The sequence below is a fragment of the Bacillus sp. FG16 genome, from assembly GCF_057809515.1.
Genome location: NZ_JBMDKC010000106.1, coordinates 1 through 19,245, shown reverse-complemented (window position 1 = coordinate 19,245; position 19,245 = coordinate 1). Strand labels below are relative to the sequence as shown.

Sequence of the window (19,245 nt, the reverse complement as noted above, 5' to 3'; positions counted from 1 at the left end):
GCGAATTCAGGAGGTGTTTTTTTCATGTACCACTATTCGGGTTCACTTCACATAGCCATCGACTAATAAAATACTACAATTAAAACACCCTTGCTTGCAGTAATGCAGTGAAAGGGTGTTTTAATTTACGTCTACAAACGAGAAAAAGCAGATGAAATAAAGTAATAAGGTTTACTTCAGTAAAATAAGGTATATTATATTTGTTGAATAGATTCTCTTTAAAGACAAGAAAAGTAGGTGAACAAAGTGGGAAAATATCAATTGGATTCCAAAAGTCAGGTAGCTGTGGCAAAGTTTCATGAAAAACAGAAGCCTGCCAAATTTGATAAAAAGCAGCAACTTGAACAATTGCGTGCGGAGTATTTGAAAAAAAAGCAAAAACAAACAGATAAATAATACGTTTCGTTTCCCGAAATTTTCGGTATATAATGCGAACAAACAAAAGAAAATAGGTAATTCATCGTTCAAATATATACAGGCTATTTTTTCAAACCTCTTACTTATGTAACTAACGCATGCGTTAGTTCATTAAGAATAACTAAAAAAGTCGATTCCTTAAGATGGAAAAGAGTAAACAGTGCCCTTATCAGGCACTGTTTTATTTTGACATTATTCGTCGATAAGTCTATATAATTTCCTCCACTGATTTAGATAAGCAATACAAGCTACTTCCCTCCTCCAAAAGCATGAATCAAGTTCCTCACTGCATATATTAAACTATACCTTTTCTTAAGGAGGGCTTCCTTAATGCGTACTCCTTTATCCTTTGATAAAGACACTGCCATACTGTTAGCTTCTTGTTGTGAGTTAACGTATGAACAATATAAACAAAATGGTATTTTCGAAATACCAGATGGTTTTCAATATGTACAAGGTTTTCAAGGAAAGGCCATTCAAACAACAGAATGGTTCGGGTTTATATTAGAATCTGAGGATACAATTATCGTTGCCTTTAGGGGCACTCAAACAGACCCAGATTGGATTATTGACTCTCTCGTCAATCAAAAACCTTATCCTTATGCTTTAAATGGCGGAAATGTCCATCACGGATTTCTCTCTATTTATGAGTCTTGCCGTGATTCTATTATGGATATGCTCGTATCATTGCCAGCACATAAAAAACTGCTAGCTACTGGGCATAGTCTAGGTGGCGCGCTTGCCACATTACACATATTAGATGCGCGTATAAATACTGCCTTCGCGCAATATGGACTTTATACATTTGCTTCTCCAAAAGTAGGAGATATCGCTTTTCGAAATTATTATAAACTACAAGTAGCTAGTAGTTTTCGTTTCGTCAACTTGTTCGATGTCGTTCCACTTCTCCCTCCCCGAAACATAAATTTCAATGATCATGATTGGGAGTATGCACACGTTCATCACAATATGACATTTACAAAAAACACAAAATCCATTACAAATAATCATTCCATTACAACATACAAAACATGTCTGACTTCTCATTTTTAACCAGTAAACAATTGGAAATAAAATATTCGTATACTATAATACTCTATGAAGTTATTTTTGGATGAGGGGACCTTACATGTTAAAATTTATCTTCACACTTTTTCTTATTGTAATTTTTACGGTCACAGGTTTCTTTACATTTTCATACTTTGCGACAGGAGAGTATGATGGGGCAGGTATCATATATACCACTGTTCCATTTCTTTCTTAAGCAAAATAAATAAAACGAGCTTAATTTTATTAAGCCCGTTTTATTTATTAATATCCATTTTTGTTGGTAAATCGATAATATATCTCCCAATATAGCAACTTCTTTAAAACTGTTTAACTGCATTACCAATACCCCAAATTTCATTGCTGTACTGCAAAATCGTTCGATCACTCGCAAAATGACCAGACTGTGCAATATTTAAAATCGACATTTCTAGCCACTTTGTTCGGTTCTCATAAGCTCTACCGACAGCTTCTTGTCTTTCAGCATATGGGCCAAAATCTCGCAGAACGAAATATTCATCATTTTGAATAACAAGAGAATCGTAAATCGCTTCAAATTCAGCTCCCGATTGTGCAAAGAAACCATTTGTTAATTGATCAACTACTTTTTTAATGTGCCTATTGTGGTGATAATAATCACTTGCACGATATCCACCATTTTGATAGTAATGAAGAACCTCTTCCGCTGTTAAGCCGAAAATGAAACAGTTATCATCACCGACCCGGTCTTTTATTTCAATGTTAGCTCCGTCTAGCGTTCCGAGTGTAATTGCACCATTCATCATAAATTTCATATTACCTGTTCCCGATGCTTCTTTACTCGCCGTTGAAATTTGTTCACTTACATCCGCTGCCGGGAATATATCTTCCGCTAAAGAAACTCGGTAGTTTTCTAGAAAGATAACTTTCATATATTGACTGACGTACGGGTCATTATTTACTTTTCTTGCGAGTTCATTTATTAATTTAATAATTTTTTTCGCGTAATAATAGCCAGGTGATGCTTTCGCTCCAAAAATAAAAGTACGCGGATAAAATGTAAAACTAGCATCCTCTTTCAAACGGTTATACAAATATAAAATATGAAGAACATTTAATAATTGTCGTTTGTAAGCATGTAATCTTTTCACTTGCACATCAAAAATAGAATTTGGATCAATCGTAATCCCCATTGTATTATGAATGCGCTCCGCTAAAATCTCTTTACGCTCTTGTTTTACCTCTGCAAATTTCTCTTGGAAACTAGCATCATATTGAACTGTTTGCAACGATTGAAGCTTAATTGGTTCTTTCTTCCACTCTGTTCCAATCGCCTCTGAAATGAGATTTGTTAGCTGTGGATTTGCTTTCATAAGCCAGCGCCTATGAGCAATTCCATTCGTCTTATTATTAAACTTATCTGGATAAAATTCATAAAACAATCGCATTTCCCGCTGTTTTAATATTTCCGTATGAATTTTTGCTACACCGTTTACGCTATGGCTACCGACAATTGCTAAATGAGCCATTTTCACAAGATCATGCGCAATAATTGCCATGTCTTCAATGCGATGCCATTCATAAGGATAACGTTCCCAAAGTTCATGACAGAAACGTTCATTAATCTCTTCAATAATCATATAAATTCTCGGTAATAACGGTTTAAAAATGTGAATTGGCCACTTTTCGAGCGCTTCTGATAACGTCGTATGATTCGTATAAGAAATCGTCTGCGTCGTTATGTGCCAAGCTTCTTCCCATGTTAACTTTTCTTCGTCTAGTAAAATACGCATCAGTTCTGGAATTGCTAAAACCGGATGTGTATCGTTAATATGAATCGCAATTTTTTCATGTAGTTGACGAAGGTCACCATATCTTTCTCTATGCATTCGGACGATATTTTGTAAACTTGCTGATACGAGGAAATACTGTTGTTTTAAACGAAGTATTTTCCCCTCATCATGCGTATCATCTGGATATAAAAACTCCGACACAGCCTCTGTTTCACGCTTATATTTCAAAATATCTTTGCAGTTTTGCGGGAAAGGAACTGGTTCAGCATTCCAAAGTCTAAGTGTATTTACAGTACTCGTCTCATAGCCTACTACCGGCACATCATATGGCACTGCCATAATGACTTCTGCGTTTGTATGCCTAAACTCTAAACGCCCGTCAATTTCTAGCGGTTCAACACTGCCGAAATAACTTACTTCCACAGCTTGATCATGCCTTCTTACTTCCCATACGTTTTCATGAAGAAGCCACTGTTCTGGAAATTCAACTTGATAACCATCAACAATTTTCTGATCAAACAACCCATGTTTATAACGAATTCCACAGCCGTGTCCTGGTAAGTTTAAAGATGCAAGTGAATCAAGAAAACAGGCCGCTAAGCGTCCAAGGCCACCATTACCAAGGCCTGCATCTGCTTCCACTTCTTCTAACTCTTGCAACGAAATCCCTAGTTCAGATAAACCCTGCTCGCAAACATCTCTAATACCTAAATTCAAGATGTTACTTCCAAGCAAACGTCCAAGCAAAAACTCAATAGACAAGTAATACATTTGCTTTTGCTCTCCGGATCGATAACTCTCATTCGTTGCAATCCATTGACTATTCATATACTCACGTACCATATGGCCGAGCGTATTATATTGATCACGAGTTGTAGAATCTTTGAAACTTTTCCCATACATCGTCTCTAACTTTTCTAGAAAAGTTGATTTAAAACTTTCAACATGAGTAAACATTTTTTCACCACCTACATGTTATTCCATGAGACTTTTATACAATTCCTTATAAGCAAGAGCCGATTGCTCCCAGCTATAATCTTCAGTCATCGCTTGTTTTACAAGTTGCTCCCACACTGGTTTATCGTGATAAAATTCAATTGCACGGTGAACCGTATGCAGCATGTCATGTGCATTAAAGTTCGTGAAACTGAAACCATTTCCTTCGCCTGTTTCTTCATCATAAGAATGTACCGTATCGTTTAATCCACCTGTTTCTCTTACAATTGGAATCGTACCGTACGCTAATGCGATAAGTTGTCCAAGTCCACACGGTTCAAACAGCGATGGCATTAAAAACAAATCGCTTCCCGCATACACTTGGTGCGCTAATTCTTCATTAAATCCGATATAAACTTTTACCTTCTCTGGATACTCATATGCCATCCACTCAAAGAATTGCTCATATTCCGAATCACCTGAGCCTAAAATAATACATTGTACATCTTCTTCCATTATTTCGCGGAATACAGTGCGTACTAAATCAAGACCTTTTTGCTTCGTTAATCTCGTTACCATTGAAATAATTGGTGTATCCTCTTTTTCTAGCAAACCAAAATAACGCTGCAAAGCGCGTTTATTTTCACTCTTTTCATATAATGACTCTGCATCATACTGAGCCTTAATATACGAATCCGTTTCTGGATTATATACGCTCGTATCAATACCATTTACAATGCCGCTAAGCTTATCATTATATTTTCGCAGTAATCCATCTAACTTCTCACCGAAAAATTCATATTGAATTTCTTCTTTATACGTCGGGCTCACCGCTGTAATTTGATCCGAAGCGATAATACCGCCTTTCATAAAGTTTATGTTTCCATAAAACTCTAGCTGCTCACTATGAAAATATTCATCACCAAGCTCTAACAAGTCGTACATCACTTCAGGAGGAAATACGCCTTGGAACTGCAAGTTGTGAATCGTATATACCGTTTTAATACGCTCATATAACGGGTTATCTTGATACTTTTCACGAAGTAAGAAATTAACCATAGCCGTATGCCAATCGTGGCTATGAAGAACATCCACTTCAAAATCAAGATGTGGAATACACTCTAACACTGCTTTTGAGAAATAAGAAAAACGCTCCCCGTCATCATAATGACCATACAGAGAATCTCTCTTAAAATAATATTCATTATCTATTAAGTAATACGTAATTCCGTCTTGCTCACCTTTTAAAATTCCACAATATTGATTTCTCCACCCAAGCGGGACGTTAATTACTTTATGTAACGTACATCCATCTCTTAACTTTTGCGGAATGAGGCTATAATTCGGAAGTATAATACGAACGTCCACTCCTAATTTTTTCAGCTCTTTTGGGAGCGCACCCACTACATCAGCTAATCCTCCCGATTTCACAAACGGTACACATTCTGATACTGCAAATAAAATATTCACTTGTTGTCCCACTGCGCGAAAAGTTTTTATTACTCCTCTTGCAGCTTCCTCCCTTCGAGTTTTCATTTAAATTAAAACTTTAATCAGTGAGGGAAAAAGCCCCCACTGATTCTTTAGGAATAACTATTAATCGTACTGTTTTGTACGCTTCCTTTTTCTACAACATACGGCTCATCGATGTTTCCTTTTAATACGACACCGTCGCCAATTTTCACGTCTTTATCAATAATAACACCGTCTATTATACAGTTATCTCCAATTTGGCTCTTTTGCATAATAATACTGTTACGAATAATTGAACCTTTTCCGATTTTAACTGAACGGGAAATAACACTGTTTTCTACTTCCCCTTCAATAATACTGCCATTTGCAATCATTGTATTTTTCACGACTGCACCCTTTAGATAACGAGTTGGTGGCTCATCTTTTACTTTCGTAAAGATCGGTGCTTCTTTCTTAAATAATTGCTTCCAAATAGCAGGTTGCAAAATTTCTAAGCTATGTTTATAGTAACTTTCGATCGAATCAATAATTGCTACATATCCAGTATGTTCATATGTAGCAATGTGTAATGATTTCCCGCGTTTTTCTCTCACTACATCAAATAAACTGTATTGCTCCACATCTTTATATGTCTCAAATAAATCTAATAATAATTGTTTCTTTAACACGTATGTTTGAAGCGAAACCCCTTCATGGCAAACTTCCGTAATATCAGCTGCCGTATGTATATGTCGCTCTAACACCGCTTGAAAATTTAATGCTGTTACAAGATGGCTATTCGTAATAACAACGTACTCTTCTCTGCTTCTTAGAAAATAATCAATATGTCTTCTAAAGTGTGCAAAAGACCCAAACTCATCTTGGTCACATTGGCAGTTTGGCGGGAATAAAAATAGTCCGTCTCGTTTTCTATCTAAATCCCACTGTTTCCCTGAACCGACATGGTCCATTAACGAACGGTTTTTATGGCTTGTAAAAACTGCCACACTATGAATACTAGAATTCACCATATTTGAAAGCATGAAATCAATGAGTCGATAACGGCCCCCAAACGGTAACGCCGCTAGTGAACGATGCCCTGTTACTTTCTTTAAGGAAGGAAAACTTCCCGTTGCATTAATAATTCCTAACATTTTTTCTCCCATTCATTTCATCCCCCTTTTCTATTTCCCTTCAGCAATTAATACTACATCGTCAACATTCTTTTCTGGACGAATGATTGTTCCATCTTCGATAACCATTTCTGATCCAACGATCGCTCTTTCAATCACAACATTTTTACCAATCTTAGCCCCTGGCATAACGACAGAATCAATCACCATACTTCCTTCTTCCACCGTCACTCCTTGGAATAACACAGAATGCTTCACGTCCCCTTCAATGACGCACCCTTCGTTAATAAGCGATTCTTCTACTTTTGCCTTTTCAGCAATATATTGAGGCGGTTCGTTTGGATTGACAGAGTAAATACGCCAATTACGATCGTTTAAATTCAGTGATGTTTCATCGCGAAGCAAATCCATATTCGCTTCCCATAAGCTCTTCACCGTTCCAACATCTTTCCAATATCCTTCAAACGGATACGCCATCAACTTCTTACCTTCATCTAATAAAAGCGGAAGAACGTCTTTTCCAAAATCGTTACTAGATTCAGGATTTCTTGCATCCATCTCTAAATACTCTTTCAAAATTGACCAATTAAAAATATAGATTCCCATTGATGCAAGATTACTTCTTGGAAATTGTGGTTTCTCTTCAAACTCAACAATCTCCATCTCTTCATTTGTATTCATAATGCCAAAGCGACTCGCTTCATCCCAAGGTACTTCAATAACAGAGATGGATACGTCCGATTCTTTCTCAATATGGTAATCTAGCATCTTACTGTAATCCATTTTATAAATATGGTCGCCTGATAAAATAAGAACATACTCCGGTTCATACTGACTTAAATAGTTTAAATTTTGATAAATGGCACTTGCCGTACCTGTATACCACTTAACCCCTGAAGACTCCGCATAAGGAGGTAATACTGTGACCCCACCGTTTACTCGGTCTAAATCCCACGCATTTCCGATTCCGATATAATTATGAAGTTCAAGTGGTTGATATTGTGTTAAAATCCCAACCGTTTCAATACCAGAATTCGCACAGTTACTTAGCGTAAAATCAATAATGCGATATTTACCACCAAATGGAACAGCTGGCTTGGCTAAATTTTTTGTTAATGCACTTAAACGACTACCTTTTCCCCCTGCTAGTAACATTGCTACGCACTTTTGTTTTTGAGCCATCTTGTTTTTTGCTCCCCTTTCTCGTCTTCACTGGTCGTAATATGGATACGCCAAATGGTGGAATTGTAATCTCTACATGTGCTGCTTGATTATGGTACGGTTCTAGAATCGTCTTAAGACGTTTCTTATTCACTTGCCCCGAACCGCCATATTGCTCAGCATCACTGTTTAAAATCTCGTTATAATACTCGAAATCTGGTACACCTACTTTATAGTTTTCATATGTAGATTTCGTAAAATTACATACGACAACTAACGCATCTTCTTGTTTATCCCCTTGGCGGATAAAAGAGAAAATACTTTGCTCATTATTATTAGCATCAATCCACTGAAAACCTTCAGGTGAATGGTCAAGCTGCCAAAGTGGTTTTGAGCGCTTATACAATGCTATGAGCTCATTAAAGTAATCATGCATATAACGATGCATTTCAAAATCATGTAAATTCCAATCCAAATCTTCAAGGTCTTTCCACTCATCAAACTGTCCGAATTCTCCTCCCATGAAAAGTAACTTCTTTCCTGGGTGAGTAAAGAAATATCCATATAATAAACGAAGCTGAGCAAACTTATCCCAGTAATCACCTGGCATTTTATTTAATAACGACTTTTTCCCATGAACGACTTCATCATGAGAAAGTGGTAATATGAAGTTTTCAGAGTACGCATATAGTAAAGAAAACGTCATTTTCTCATGAATGTGTTTCCTATATTCAGGCGCACACTCCATATATTTCAGCACGTCATTCATCCAGCCCATGTTCCATTTGTAATTGAATCCAAGCCCACCTTCATACGTTGGAGTTGTTACAAGTGGCCAAGCTGTTGAATCTTCTGCCGTCATAAGAAAATCTTCATCCTCTGCAAACACTGCTTCATTTAACTCTCTTAAAAATGAAACAGCATGCTCATTACTTTGCTCTTGTCCTTCTTTATTCCAGTACAACATGTTCGCAACTGCATCTACTCTGAAACCATCAATATGGAAATATCTCATCCAAAATAACGCATTTGAAATTAAGAAATTACGTACCTCTCTCTTCCCTAAATCAAAATTGACAGTTCCCCATACTGGATTTTCTTGTACATCTTTATCTTTATATTCATAGGTCGGTGTGCCATCAAACAAATATAAACCGTGAGCATCTTTACAAAAATGCCCCGGCACCCAATCTAAAATGACACCGATTCCATATTTATGACATTCGTCGACAAAATGCATTAAATCATGCGGCGTACCAAATCTACTCGTCGCGGCATAATATCCCGTTCCTTGGTATCCCCAAGAACGATCATATGGATGCTCAACAAGCGGCATAATTTCAATATGTGTAAATTGATGTTCCACCACATACGGGATGAGCTCTTCAACCATTTCCCTGTAAGAGTACAGCGTTCCATCTTCTTTCTTTTTCCAAGAACCAAAATGTAATTCATAAACTGTCATCGCTTCTTTATAAATCGATTTTTTCTTTTTCTTACGATTCCAGTTTTTATCATTCCATTCATATCCTTTTATATCAAAAACTACAGATGCCGTATTCGGTCTTACTTCTGCATATACAGCATACGGATCTGCCTTTAAAATGACGTCACCAGCCAACGTTTCAATCGCATATTTATATATTTCTCCTTCTTCAATATGCGGTATAAATAAGGACCAAATGCCTTCTTCTGTCACTTGTAGCATCTTATGTTGCTCATAATCCCACTCATTAAAATCTCCAACAACACTCATTGCTTTCGCATGAGGAGCCCACACTGTAAACCGTACCCCTTGAATCTCACCTTCCGTCACAACATGTGCACCAAAGATGTTATAACTTTCATAGTACTTTTCTGTATGAAACTCATCTCGTTTCACTTCTTCACAATTTATTACACTCAATATGCTCACCTCACTTAGATGACAGAATTTTTTATACTTTAACTATTTCTGCGAAAAACTGCAATATCCTTGTTAATTTATAAAAAATATTCGTTTTTTTCTTAAAAATGTTAGTTTTTCTTCACATTTCCGTGTAAAATATCGAATTTTGACGAATATTCATTGAAAACGCTTTATTATTCTTCTATATTTCTGTCTATTATTTTTTCTCAACCTTTATTTTATTAGGTTTACCCTATTTTTCATGCTATTTTCCAATCAAAATCAAAACAAAATAATCTGTCATAAAAAAATGTTTCTCAACATTTTTTGTCACAATTTTATTGAAATGCGAAATTCATAAGCATATACTTGTTCTCAATAAAGAACTACGATCTTTCGTAACTATAATTCATAGCGGACTACTATGTTTACTTATTTATCCTTGTTGCGAATGATTGCTATAAAAATTTAACTAGGGGGCTTTCTTATGTCATTAAAACAAAAAGTAGGAATGGGAGTTGTCACCGCTTCACTTGGTTTATCCCTTACATTCGGAGGTGTATTCGCCTATTTCAGTGATTCAGAAACATCGAGTAACTCATTTCAAGCTGGAACACTAGATCTTTCTCTTAATCCAAGTGTAATCGTTAATGTGAAAGATTTAAAACCAGGTGATTTTATTGAAAGGAACTTCAAGCTTGAAAATAAAGGTACATTAGATATCGCAAAAGTAGCACTTGAAACATCATATGAAGTTACAGATGCAAAGCAAAATAATGACGGTGAAGATTTAGGTGATCACATTATCGTCAAGTTTCTAGTGAATGATGGACAGCCATCTAATCCAAACGATGATCATGAGATTTTGTGGGAAACAAAACTATCAAAATTAAAAACTATGAAACCTGAAGATGTCGCTACGTCTCTAGAACGTCATAACTTAATAGATGGTATTAAATCTGGTGAAACAGATTACTTACACGTTCTCTTCTCATTTGAAGATAACGACCAAGATCAAAATAAATTTCAAGGTGATTCCCTGCAGCTAAACTGGACTTTCCATGCTGAGCAAACAGCAGGTGTGGAGAAATAATTTTTAAAAATATAAATTACCGGAGGCCTATAAATGAAAAAGAAAAATCGTTTTGTTACTGGAATTGTAACAGCTGGCGTTCTGTTTTCAACTGCCATTCCGTTCAATGTACTTGCTGAAAGTCCTATTAACCAAATTGAATCTTCAAATGCTCATTCTATATTATCGAAGCTTTCTAAAGAACAACGCCTGGCATTACAAACGGTAGATGCCAACCCTGGTTTTACAATTTCACCAGATATTAATACGAGTAGTTCTGAGCCTGTAAATATCATTGTAGAATTTCAAACTGCTCCAGTAAAGATTAATGAATTAAAACAAAAAGAAAAAGGATTACAATCTGCTCCTGAAAATATAAAAGCACGTATTGATCAAGAACATGAAGAATTCGAAAAAGGATTAAAACGTCTTTATCAATTCAGCCCATCAGTAAAATCAGGAAACTTCCAGTCTGTACAAATTAAACGTTCTTATAAGCATGCGATAAATGGTGTTGCAATGACATTACCAGCAAATACAGTTGAAGAGTTGTTACGAATTGGTGTTGTAAAACGTATTTGGAAAGATTACGAAGTGAAATTAAATTTACCAAAACAAGCAGAGCAGAAAGCACCTCAAAAACTAACAGATAGCATTCCGCAAATTGGAGTGGATAAGTTACATAGCGAGGGCATTACTGGAAAAGGAATTAAAGTTGGTGTATTAGATACAGGTATTGATTACAATCACCCTGACTTAAAGGACGTATATAAAGGCTATCGCGCAAAATCTGGTGAGGACTCTAGCAAAGTAGATCCAAATTCAGTAAAGGGTTGGGACTTTATTAATAATGATGCAGATCCAATGGAAACTACTTATTCAGAATGGCAACAATCTGGTGCTCCTGAATTTGATAACCGTGGTTCTTCCTTCTACACAGCCCACGGCACTCACGTAGCAGGTATCGTTTCTGCTCAAAAGAAGAACCAATCTGATTCAGCAGTAAAAGGTGTTGCACCTGACATTGAACTGTATAACTATCGTGTACTCGGTCCATACGGAAGTGGAGATAGTTCAGGTATTATAGCTGCAATTGATAAATCTATTTCTGACGGTATGAACGTTATTAACTTATCGTTAGGTGATGATAGCAACAATCCACTTGATCCAACATCTATTGCTGTTAATAACGCGATGCTTTCAGGCGTTGTTACAGTCGTTGCTGCTGGTAACTCTGGACCGAATCCATCAACACTCGGATCACCAGGTGCTTCGCCATTTGCTATTACGGTTGGAGCCAGTGATAGCTCTATTTCCTTACCGAAACTATCAGGTCATGCTGGACAATTACAATTCCCTAACTTAATTTTGTTCGGCAAAAACTTCACTGATAAAATAGAAGATTTTAAGGGACAAACTTTACCTATTGAATCTGTAGGAATCGGTACGCCTGACGAGTTTAGTAAAAAAGATGTAAAAGGAAAAATCGCTCTCGTTGCACGTGGTACAACCTCATTTGATGAAAAAATTGCTAACGCAAAACAAGCAGGTGCAAAGGCTGTTATTATTTATAACAACGTGGATGGAGAAATTCCTTTCTACGTTGGTGAAAGCACAAAATACATTCCAGCATTCCGCCTAACGAAAGAAGACGGTGAAAAACTAAAAGCTCAAATTGAACAAGGTAGCACATCCTTAACTTTCGATGAAATTAATTACATTCAAACAGAAGGCGATCATCTTGCAGACTTTAGCTCACGCGGTCCTGTTACAGCAAATGATGATATTAAGCCTGATATTACAGCGCCTGGTGTTGCTGTCCTTTCAACAGTTCCTGAATATATTAACGACCCGCAAGAGGGTGAAAACTATGCTGTTTCCTATGAGCGTATGCAAGGAACATCTATGGCTTCCCCTCATATCGCTGGTGTTGCCGCTCTAATTTTACAAGAACACCCAGACTACTCTCCGTTCGATGTAAAAGCGTCTCTTATGAACACAGCTGATGATTTAAAAGAAAAATATTCGGTCTATGAAGTTGGAGCTGGGCGAGTAGATGCTTACAACGCCGTTCGTACAGAAACAAGCTTTAAAGTATTAGATACGACACAAACTGTTGTAAATGATGAAGTAATTGAAGTGCCCGAAGAAACTGGATCTATTGCATTCGGTAAGTTTTATCAAAAAGACGGTGAAGCTCTTGAACAAAAACGAAATATAAAAGTAACTAATCATAATAAACAAGAGAAAAAAGAATTTAAAACAGAAATTTCTTATACACCAGCTTCGCCTACTATTAACGATGCTGTCGCAAACGGTGTAAAAGTCTCTGCTCCAGAAACAATTACTCTTGATGCTGGCAAAACAGATGAAATTGAAGCAAAAATTAATGTTCCAGCCGGTGTAAAACAAGGCCGATATGAAGGATATATTCATATTACGAACACGAAAAATAAAGAAGAAACATATCAAATCCCATTCTCTATTCGTGTATCAGAGCCCGGTATTGAAAATGCAATACTATCAAGAAAAGCAATTTCAACTGATACATCTAAATTTAATCCATACGGTGAATCGTATGTTCACGGGGCATTCCAATTAAACAGCGAACTTGAAACGTTAGATCTTATCGTAAAAGATTCCAAAACAGATAAAGCTCTCGGCTTCATTGGAACATTAAACACAAGTGGACTAAAAACTGATGTGTATTACTACTTAGACTCGTTCTTTAATGGAAAAGTGTATCCTTTTACAAATGATCCTGCAAAACCAATTGGTGATGAGAAAATCAACTTACCAGAAGGAGACTACACAATTGAGTTTGTCGGTTATGATAAGGCTGGGAAAGCACGTGTAAAAGGTGATTATGTTGTAATTGATAATACCCCACCAGAAGTGAGACTAATTGGATTAAAACCTGGTATTTACGAGTTAAATGAAGAAAATTATACAGTAGAAGATGGCAAAAAAGCACTATGGATTAAAGGAAATGTATACGATTCAAATGTTGACTACTTAAAAGGAAAAGGATTAAACATTACGCAAGAAGCGAATGGCGTTATGTACTATGACTATTCTCCATACTTGCATAAGTTTTTACCGATTAATGCAAATGGCGATTTTAAAGTTGGCATTACACCTGACTCCTTCAGAACGGAAGGTCCAATGAACACAGGCGTATATATTTTCGATTATGCAACTGCAGGAGCTGACTATCCAAGCGGTGTAAATAACTACTGGTTTATCCCGCAAGGTGCTCAATATGCGAAAGCTAGTTACGATAAAAAAGAATTATATAAAAATGACGAGTTCACAGTAACACTAAACGCAAAACACGTAAAACAATTTGTTGCTGGGCAATTTAATGTAAACTTCCTAGAGAAGAACTTCAAATTTGCAAATGCGAAATTTAATCCTGCTTTTGAAAAGCTACTTTCCGAAAAAGGAGTAACCGCAAAAGTAAATGAACCGAAACTAGAGGCAGGTTCGGTTACAGTTGGCGGCGCTATCGATGACAAAAACTTTGCTGGATTAGATGGTGATTTCCCGTTCATTGATGTAACTTTCAAAGTAGAAAATGATGAATTTTATGAAGCAAATGCTCAATTAGAGTCACCAATTTTTGTTTACTGGAAACAAGGTGAATCAGAACCAAATAGAATGCGTGTACTTCAAGATCAAACATTCTCAGTTATGTCCTTAAATTCACTAGTAGAAGGAAATATTAAACCTGGTGCATTCTTAAATGAACGTGGATATTTAGATGAAAAGTTTGATTATACAAAGCTTGGCGTAAAAGTATATGCAACTGATTCTTACCGTCATAAGTTTGAAGGCTCACTAGATAAATACGGATACTTCAAACTCAATGGACTTCCAGTTAATAAACGCGACTACAACTTATATGTAGAAGTGCCAGGACATTTAACAAGCCGCCTAACAACGAAACTTGGTACTGAAAAAGACGGTAAGCTGCTTGGCCAATATTATTATGCAAGACCTGACGAAAACCTTGCCGGCGATGTAAATGGTGATAAAGTAATCGATATTAAAGATGGTGAAATTATCGCTAGCAACTACGGTAAAAAAGGACTAACTGTAAAAGACGGAGATCTTAATAAAGATGGTATTGTCGACGAAAAAGATATTCGCTTCGTTGAAAAAAACTTCTTGAAAAAAGGGCCAGATGCATCTAAATCACAAACACCTGTAGAAAAATCAAAAAGCGGTACACTGGTAGATATTTTAAAGAAATTAGGATTAACACCTAAAAAATGATAAAGTGAAACTTTAATCAGTGGGGGGTGTTCATCCCCCACTGATTATCAGCCCTCACCAATCGGGCTTTTACGGGCAGTTGATCACCAAACTAACTTCTTTGCTTTCGCTGCATTTTGAGGTGGGATCTTACTGCCCGTTAATGCGGGATAATAAAGAGCACTCTACTTAAAGTAGAGTGCTCTTTTCTATAAACGACCCTTATCCAGCAAAAGGGGTATATTGGGGATATACAAGGGAAACCGGAAAAGGAATTTATATTAAATTATATAAGTTCAGAGGTAAGAAGCAGTTTCCCACCTCTGAATTATTTAGCAATTATTATAGTACTGGTGCCATTGTTTCTTTTAATACTTTTACAGAATGAGCGAATTTCGCTTTTTCATCTTCATTTAGCTCAAGTTCTACGATTTCACGTACACCTTCGCGGTTAATTACAGCTGGAACACCTACGTAAGCATCTTTTTCACCGTATTGACCTTCAAGGTATGCAGATACAGTTAATACGCTGTTCTCATTGTTTAAGATTGCTTTAGTTACACGAAGTAGTGACATACCGATTCCGTAGTAAGTTGCACCTTTACGCTCGATGATATGGTAAGCTGCATCACGTACATTTTCGAAGATTTTATCTAAGTCTTCTTGATTGTACTGTTCGTTGTTAGCTAAGATTGTTTCTAGTTTTTGTACACCGATAGTAGCGTGGCTCCATACTGGAAGTTCAGTGTCACCGTGTTCACCAACGATGTAAGCATGAACGTTACGTGGATCTACATCTAAGTAGTCACCTAACATGTAACGGAAACGAGCAGAGTCTAAAGTAGTACCAGAACCGATTACGCGCTCTTTCGGTAAACCAGATTCTTTCCAAGTTACGTAAGTTAAAATATCAACTGGGTTAGTTGCGATTAAGAAGATTCCATCGAATCCGCTATCCATAATGCCGCGAACGATTTGTTTAAAGATCTTTGTATTTTTCTCAACTAAGTCTAAACGAGTTTCACCTGGCTTTTGTGGTAATCCAGCAGTGATAACTACTAAATCTGCATCTTTACAATCTGCATAGCTACCGCTCCAAACTTTTGTCGGTGATGGTGAGAATGGTACCGCATGGCTTAAGTCCATTGCTTCCCCTTCTGCTTTTGCTTCATTAACATCTACTAATACGAATTCTTCAGCTACACCTTGGTTGATCATTGAGTAAGCGTAACTACAACCTACAGCTCCTGTTCCTACTAATACTACACGATTGATACCTTTTTTCATGTTAATTTCCCCTCTCTATTGTTCACATATATTTTTTATGATTATTTAAGTAATTAATTAAAATACTAATTTAATGTTGTTTAACTTCTTTACATTCATATTGTAGCACGTATTATTGTGAAAAAGTTCACAAATTATGACCTATTTGTGAACTTTTTCACATAGAGTGTAAAGTTATTAGAATAGGTGTGGAATCCATTTCAATGGAGGCGTTTTCTTTAGATTGTGAATAAAAATAGTGTGATTCGATTATTCCCTGTAACCAAATTCATTTTTTATAATCCAAATCCTAATAGTCGAAAAAGAAATCGTATTATAAGATTAAACTAACACATTATCGCCTTACAAAATGGACGTTAGTTGGCCTATATAGAATACAGTGAAATAAATCAATTAGCATATTCTTTAACACCTCCCTTTTAACCATTACCCTATATTAATAAAAAAATATCAGTTAAAATCATGCATTCTTTTCTAGTAATAAACCATCCAATATAAGTGATAGGCTACGCAAAGCTTTAGACAAATGCATCTCTGCATCTTCAGAATTCGCAATCCAACAAGCAAGGTCCACTAGTCCGCCATTTATGAATCTTGCTAATGCTTCACAATCCGTGTTTTCAATAATAGAGTCCTTCATTAGTTGCTGAAGCATCTCCGCCATCGTCACTAAACATTGTGACTGTGATGATTGATAATAACTAGTTCCTAATACTGCTGGTGCATCACGAAGTACAATTCGCTGGATCTCTGGATTAAGTGCCATTGATAAATACGCACGACAACGCCCAACAAACCCTTCCCATTTTCCTTCCGCCTCATCTGATACTTTTCCTAATTTATTATCCATTTCCATATCAATTTCTTTTACAACCGCTTCTAACAATCCTTTTTTATCACCAAAATGATGATAAATTGCACCACGTGTTAAACCGACAGATGCTGTAAAATCATCCATAGACGTGTTTACATATCCAACTGTACCAAAAGCCTCTCTTGCTGCACTTAGCAATTTTGCACGTGTTTCAATGATCATTTCTTCTCTTGTTTTTCTACCCATCTTTTCCTCCTACTTCTATTCATTCTCTTTATTCAAAATGAATCCTATTATAGTATCGTTCTCTATGTAAAAGAATAACTCCTTTTATCGTTAGCTCTCTACCCAACGATAAAACTTTCTAATTGACATACGCACCGTATGTTAATATGATATTGGCATACGGTGCGTATGTCAATTGTTTCTAGCTTACAAGATAATATAACTTCTTACCTATATCCTACATTGACTCACTGTCCCTTTTTATAGAAGGTATTAATGAAACAGAGGAGGAGTTAAAAGAATGAAGAATGTATATGTAAACGTCAAATACTTTGGTGATTATCATGTTTAATTCCTACCGCGAAATTTTCAGTGCTCCTGGTACAAAAGGATTCTCATTAGCAGGATTTATAGCTCGGATGCCTATATCAATGATGGGCATAGGTATTGTTACAATGTTATCTCAGTTACGTGGTGACTATTGGCTTGCTGGAGCTGTTGCAGCCACCTTTACATTATCATCAGCTTTACTAGCTCCTCATATTTCTCGGATGGCCGATCAATTAGGGCAATCTCGCATACTTCTTCCGACTACAGGTATCAGTGTTTTCTTTACGATCCTCTTACTCCTATGTACGAAATATGAAGCTCCTTATTGGACGCTATTTCTATCCGCCTTATGTGCAGGTTGTATGCCCAACATGTCAGCCATGGTGCGTGCACGTTGGACTAAACTATACCGTGGATCCCATAAATTGCATACAGCATTTTCCTTCGAATCGGTCGTCGACGAAATTTGCTTCATCATTGGTCCTGTATTATCTGTCAGTTTAAGTGTTATGTTCTTCCCAGAAGCGGGCCCACTTTTATCATCTGTTTTTCTTACAATTGGGGTATGCCTATTCACCATGCAAAAAAGCACAGAACCGCCTGTACACCCTCATGACATTACAAACAAAGGAACAGTGTTTAAAATCGGTTCTTTGCGAGTACTAGTATTCACACTCATCGCCATAGGTACTATATTTGGCACAATAGATGTCGTTAGTGTAGCTTTTGCTGAACATCAAGGAAACACCGTAGCTGCTAGCTTTGTACTTTCTGTCTATGCAATCGGTTCATGCCTTGCAGGTCTAATTTTCGGTACCCTTAAACTCAGTACTCCACCCTATAATCAATTTTTAATAGCAGTCACACTATCCATGATAACAATGCTACCACTAGTTTTCGTAAACACTATTACTTGGCTAGTAGTTATTGTTTTCTTTGCAGGGTTATCTGTCGCTCCTACTATGATTATTACCATGGGACTTGTGGAAAAAATCGTACCTGAATCAAAAATAACCGAAGGAATGACTTGGGCAATTACAGGACTTGGAATTGGAGTCTCCCTAGGATCAGCGATAGCTGGTTTAGTTATTGATAACTTTGGAGCTCGGGCAGGATTTAGTGTGGCCATTATAGCCGGAGGCCTTGCCTTAACTATTGCACTTTTAGGATACAAAACTCTTCACTCCGCATATAGTCATGCTGTTATGAAACCGGATGGGCATTCAGCAGAGGGTTAAAACATATTCAAAAAATAGGATTACCTCTTCTTATGTATAAGAAGAGGTAATCCTATTTAAATTGATATAACTTTTTAAAATTTATTATTTATAATCTGTTATAGCTTCTTCTATATCTATACACAACAAAAAAGAGATAGCAGATTATGCTATCTCTTTTAGTATGACCCGTACGGGATTCGAACCCGTGTTACCGCCGTGAAAGGGCGGTGTCTT

General features: G+C 36.6%; 13 protein-coding genes. 6 read left to right on the top strand and 7 right to left on the bottom strand.

Annotation, left to right across the window (positions count from 1 at the left end):
- Positions 1 to 246: 246 nt before the first annotated feature.
- The 3 genes from ACODS7_RS26575 (at position 247) to ACODS7_RS26565 (ending at position 1,681) form a co-directional block, all read left to right on the top strand.
- Positions 247 to 396: a hypothetical protein gene (locus ACODS7_RS26575; RefSeq protein WP_000521642.1), complete on the top strand. Its 150-nt coding sequence runs from the start codon at positions 247 to 249 to the stop codon at positions 394 to 396.
- A 351-nt stretch (positions 397 to 747) separates the two neighbouring features.
- On the top strand, positions 748 to 1,470 hold the full coding sequence (locus ACODS7_RS26570) for a lipase family protein (protein WP_043935178.1): 723 nt from the start codon (positions 748 to 750) through the stop codon (positions 1,468 to 1,470).
- Between the two features lie 76 nt (positions 1,471 to 1,546).
- Positions 1,547 to 1,681, top strand: a complete 135-nt coding sequence (locus ACODS7_RS26565; RefSeq protein ID WP_016079902.1) for a hypothetical protein — start codon at positions 1,547 to 1,549, stop codon at positions 1,679 to 1,681.
- A 103-nt stretch (positions 1,682 to 1,784) separates the two neighbouring features.
- Here ACODS7_RS26565 and glgP read toward each other — a convergent pair whose 3' ends face one another.
- The 5 genes from glgP to glgB form a co-directional block, all read right to left on the bottom strand.
- Entirely contained in the window at positions 1,785 to 4,193 is a 2,409-nt protein-coding gene (gene glgP, locus ACODS7_RS26560; protein WP_000494103.1) for a glycogen phosphorylase, read from the bottom strand.
- Between the two features lie 18 nt (positions 4,194 to 4,211).
- Entirely contained in the window at positions 4,212 to 5,642 is a 1,431-nt protein-coding gene (glgA, locus tag ACODS7_RS26555; protein WP_243169070.1) for a glycogen synthase GlgA, read from the bottom strand.
- 113 nt (positions 5,643 to 5,755) lie between these two features.
- Positions 5,756 to 6,790 carry a glucose-1-phosphate adenylyltransferase subunit GlgD gene (gene glgD, locus ACODS7_RS26550; RefSeq protein ID WP_016079899.1) on the bottom strand — a complete coding sequence of 345 codons (1,035 nt, stop codon included), beginning with the start codon at positions 6,788 to 6,790 and terminating at the stop codon, positions 5,756 to 5,758.
- 18 nt (positions 6,791 to 6,808) lie between these two features.
- On the bottom strand, positions 6,809 to 7,939 hold the full coding sequence (glgC, locus tag ACODS7_RS26545; RefSeq protein WP_000057604.1) for a glucose-1-phosphate adenylyltransferase: 1,131 nt from the start codon (positions 7,937 to 7,939) through the stop codon (positions 6,809 to 6,811).
- Positions 7,887 to 9,824 (bottom strand): 1,4-alpha-glucan branching protein GlgB, encoded by a 1,938-nt coding sequence (glgB, locus tag ACODS7_RS26540; protein ID WP_043935176.1) that lies wholly within the window; start codon positions 9,822 to 9,824, stop codon positions 7,887 to 7,889. Before glgB ends, glgC begins: the two co-directional genes overlap by 53 nt.
- A gap of 469 nt (positions 9,825 to 10,293) precedes the next feature.
- Here glgB and ACODS7_RS26535 point away from each other — a divergent pair, with 469 nt between their 5' ends.
- Both ACODS7_RS26535 and ACODS7_RS26530 read left to right on the top strand, forming a co-directional pair.
- A complete protein-coding gene (locus tag ACODS7_RS26535) occupies positions 10,294 to 10,899 on the top strand; it encodes a CalY family protein (RefSeq protein WP_000053936.1) in 606 nt (201 codons plus the stop codon).
- A 33-nt stretch (positions 10,900 to 10,932) separates the two neighbouring features.
- Positions 10,933 to 15,156 (top strand): S8 family serine peptidase, encoded by a 4,224-nt coding sequence (locus tag ACODS7_RS26530; protein ID WP_243169069.1) that lies wholly within the window; start codon positions 10,933 to 10,935, stop codon positions 15,154 to 15,156.
- Between the two features lie 321 nt (positions 15,157 to 15,477).
- Here ACODS7_RS26530 and ACODS7_RS26525 read toward each other — a convergent pair whose 3' ends face one another.
- Together ACODS7_RS26525 and ACODS7_RS26520 are read right to left on the bottom strand one after the other, a co-directional pair.
- On the bottom strand, positions 15,478 to 16,422 hold the full coding sequence (locus ACODS7_RS26525; protein WP_000715346.1) for an L-lactate dehydrogenase: 945 nt from the start codon (positions 16,420 to 16,422) through the stop codon (positions 15,478 to 15,480).
- 460 nt (positions 16,423 to 16,882) lie between these two features.
- On the bottom strand, positions 16,883 to 17,482 hold the full coding sequence (locus ACODS7_RS26520; protein ID WP_043935174.1) for a TetR/AcrR family transcriptional regulator: 600 nt from the start codon (positions 17,480 to 17,482) through the stop codon (positions 16,883 to 16,885).
- A 323-nt stretch (positions 17,483 to 17,805) separates the two neighbouring features.
- On the opposite strand from ACODS7_RS26520, the gene ACODS7_RS26515 reads away from it, so the two are divergent.
- The gene (locus tag ACODS7_RS26515) at positions 17,806 to 19,029 is read left to right on the top strand and encodes an MFS transporter (RefSeq protein ID WP_043935173.1); all 1,224 of its coding nucleotides are present in this window, start codon (positions 17,806 to 17,808) and stop codon (positions 19,027 to 19,029) included.
- The last annotated feature ends 216 nt before the right edge of the window (positions 19,030 to 19,245 follow it).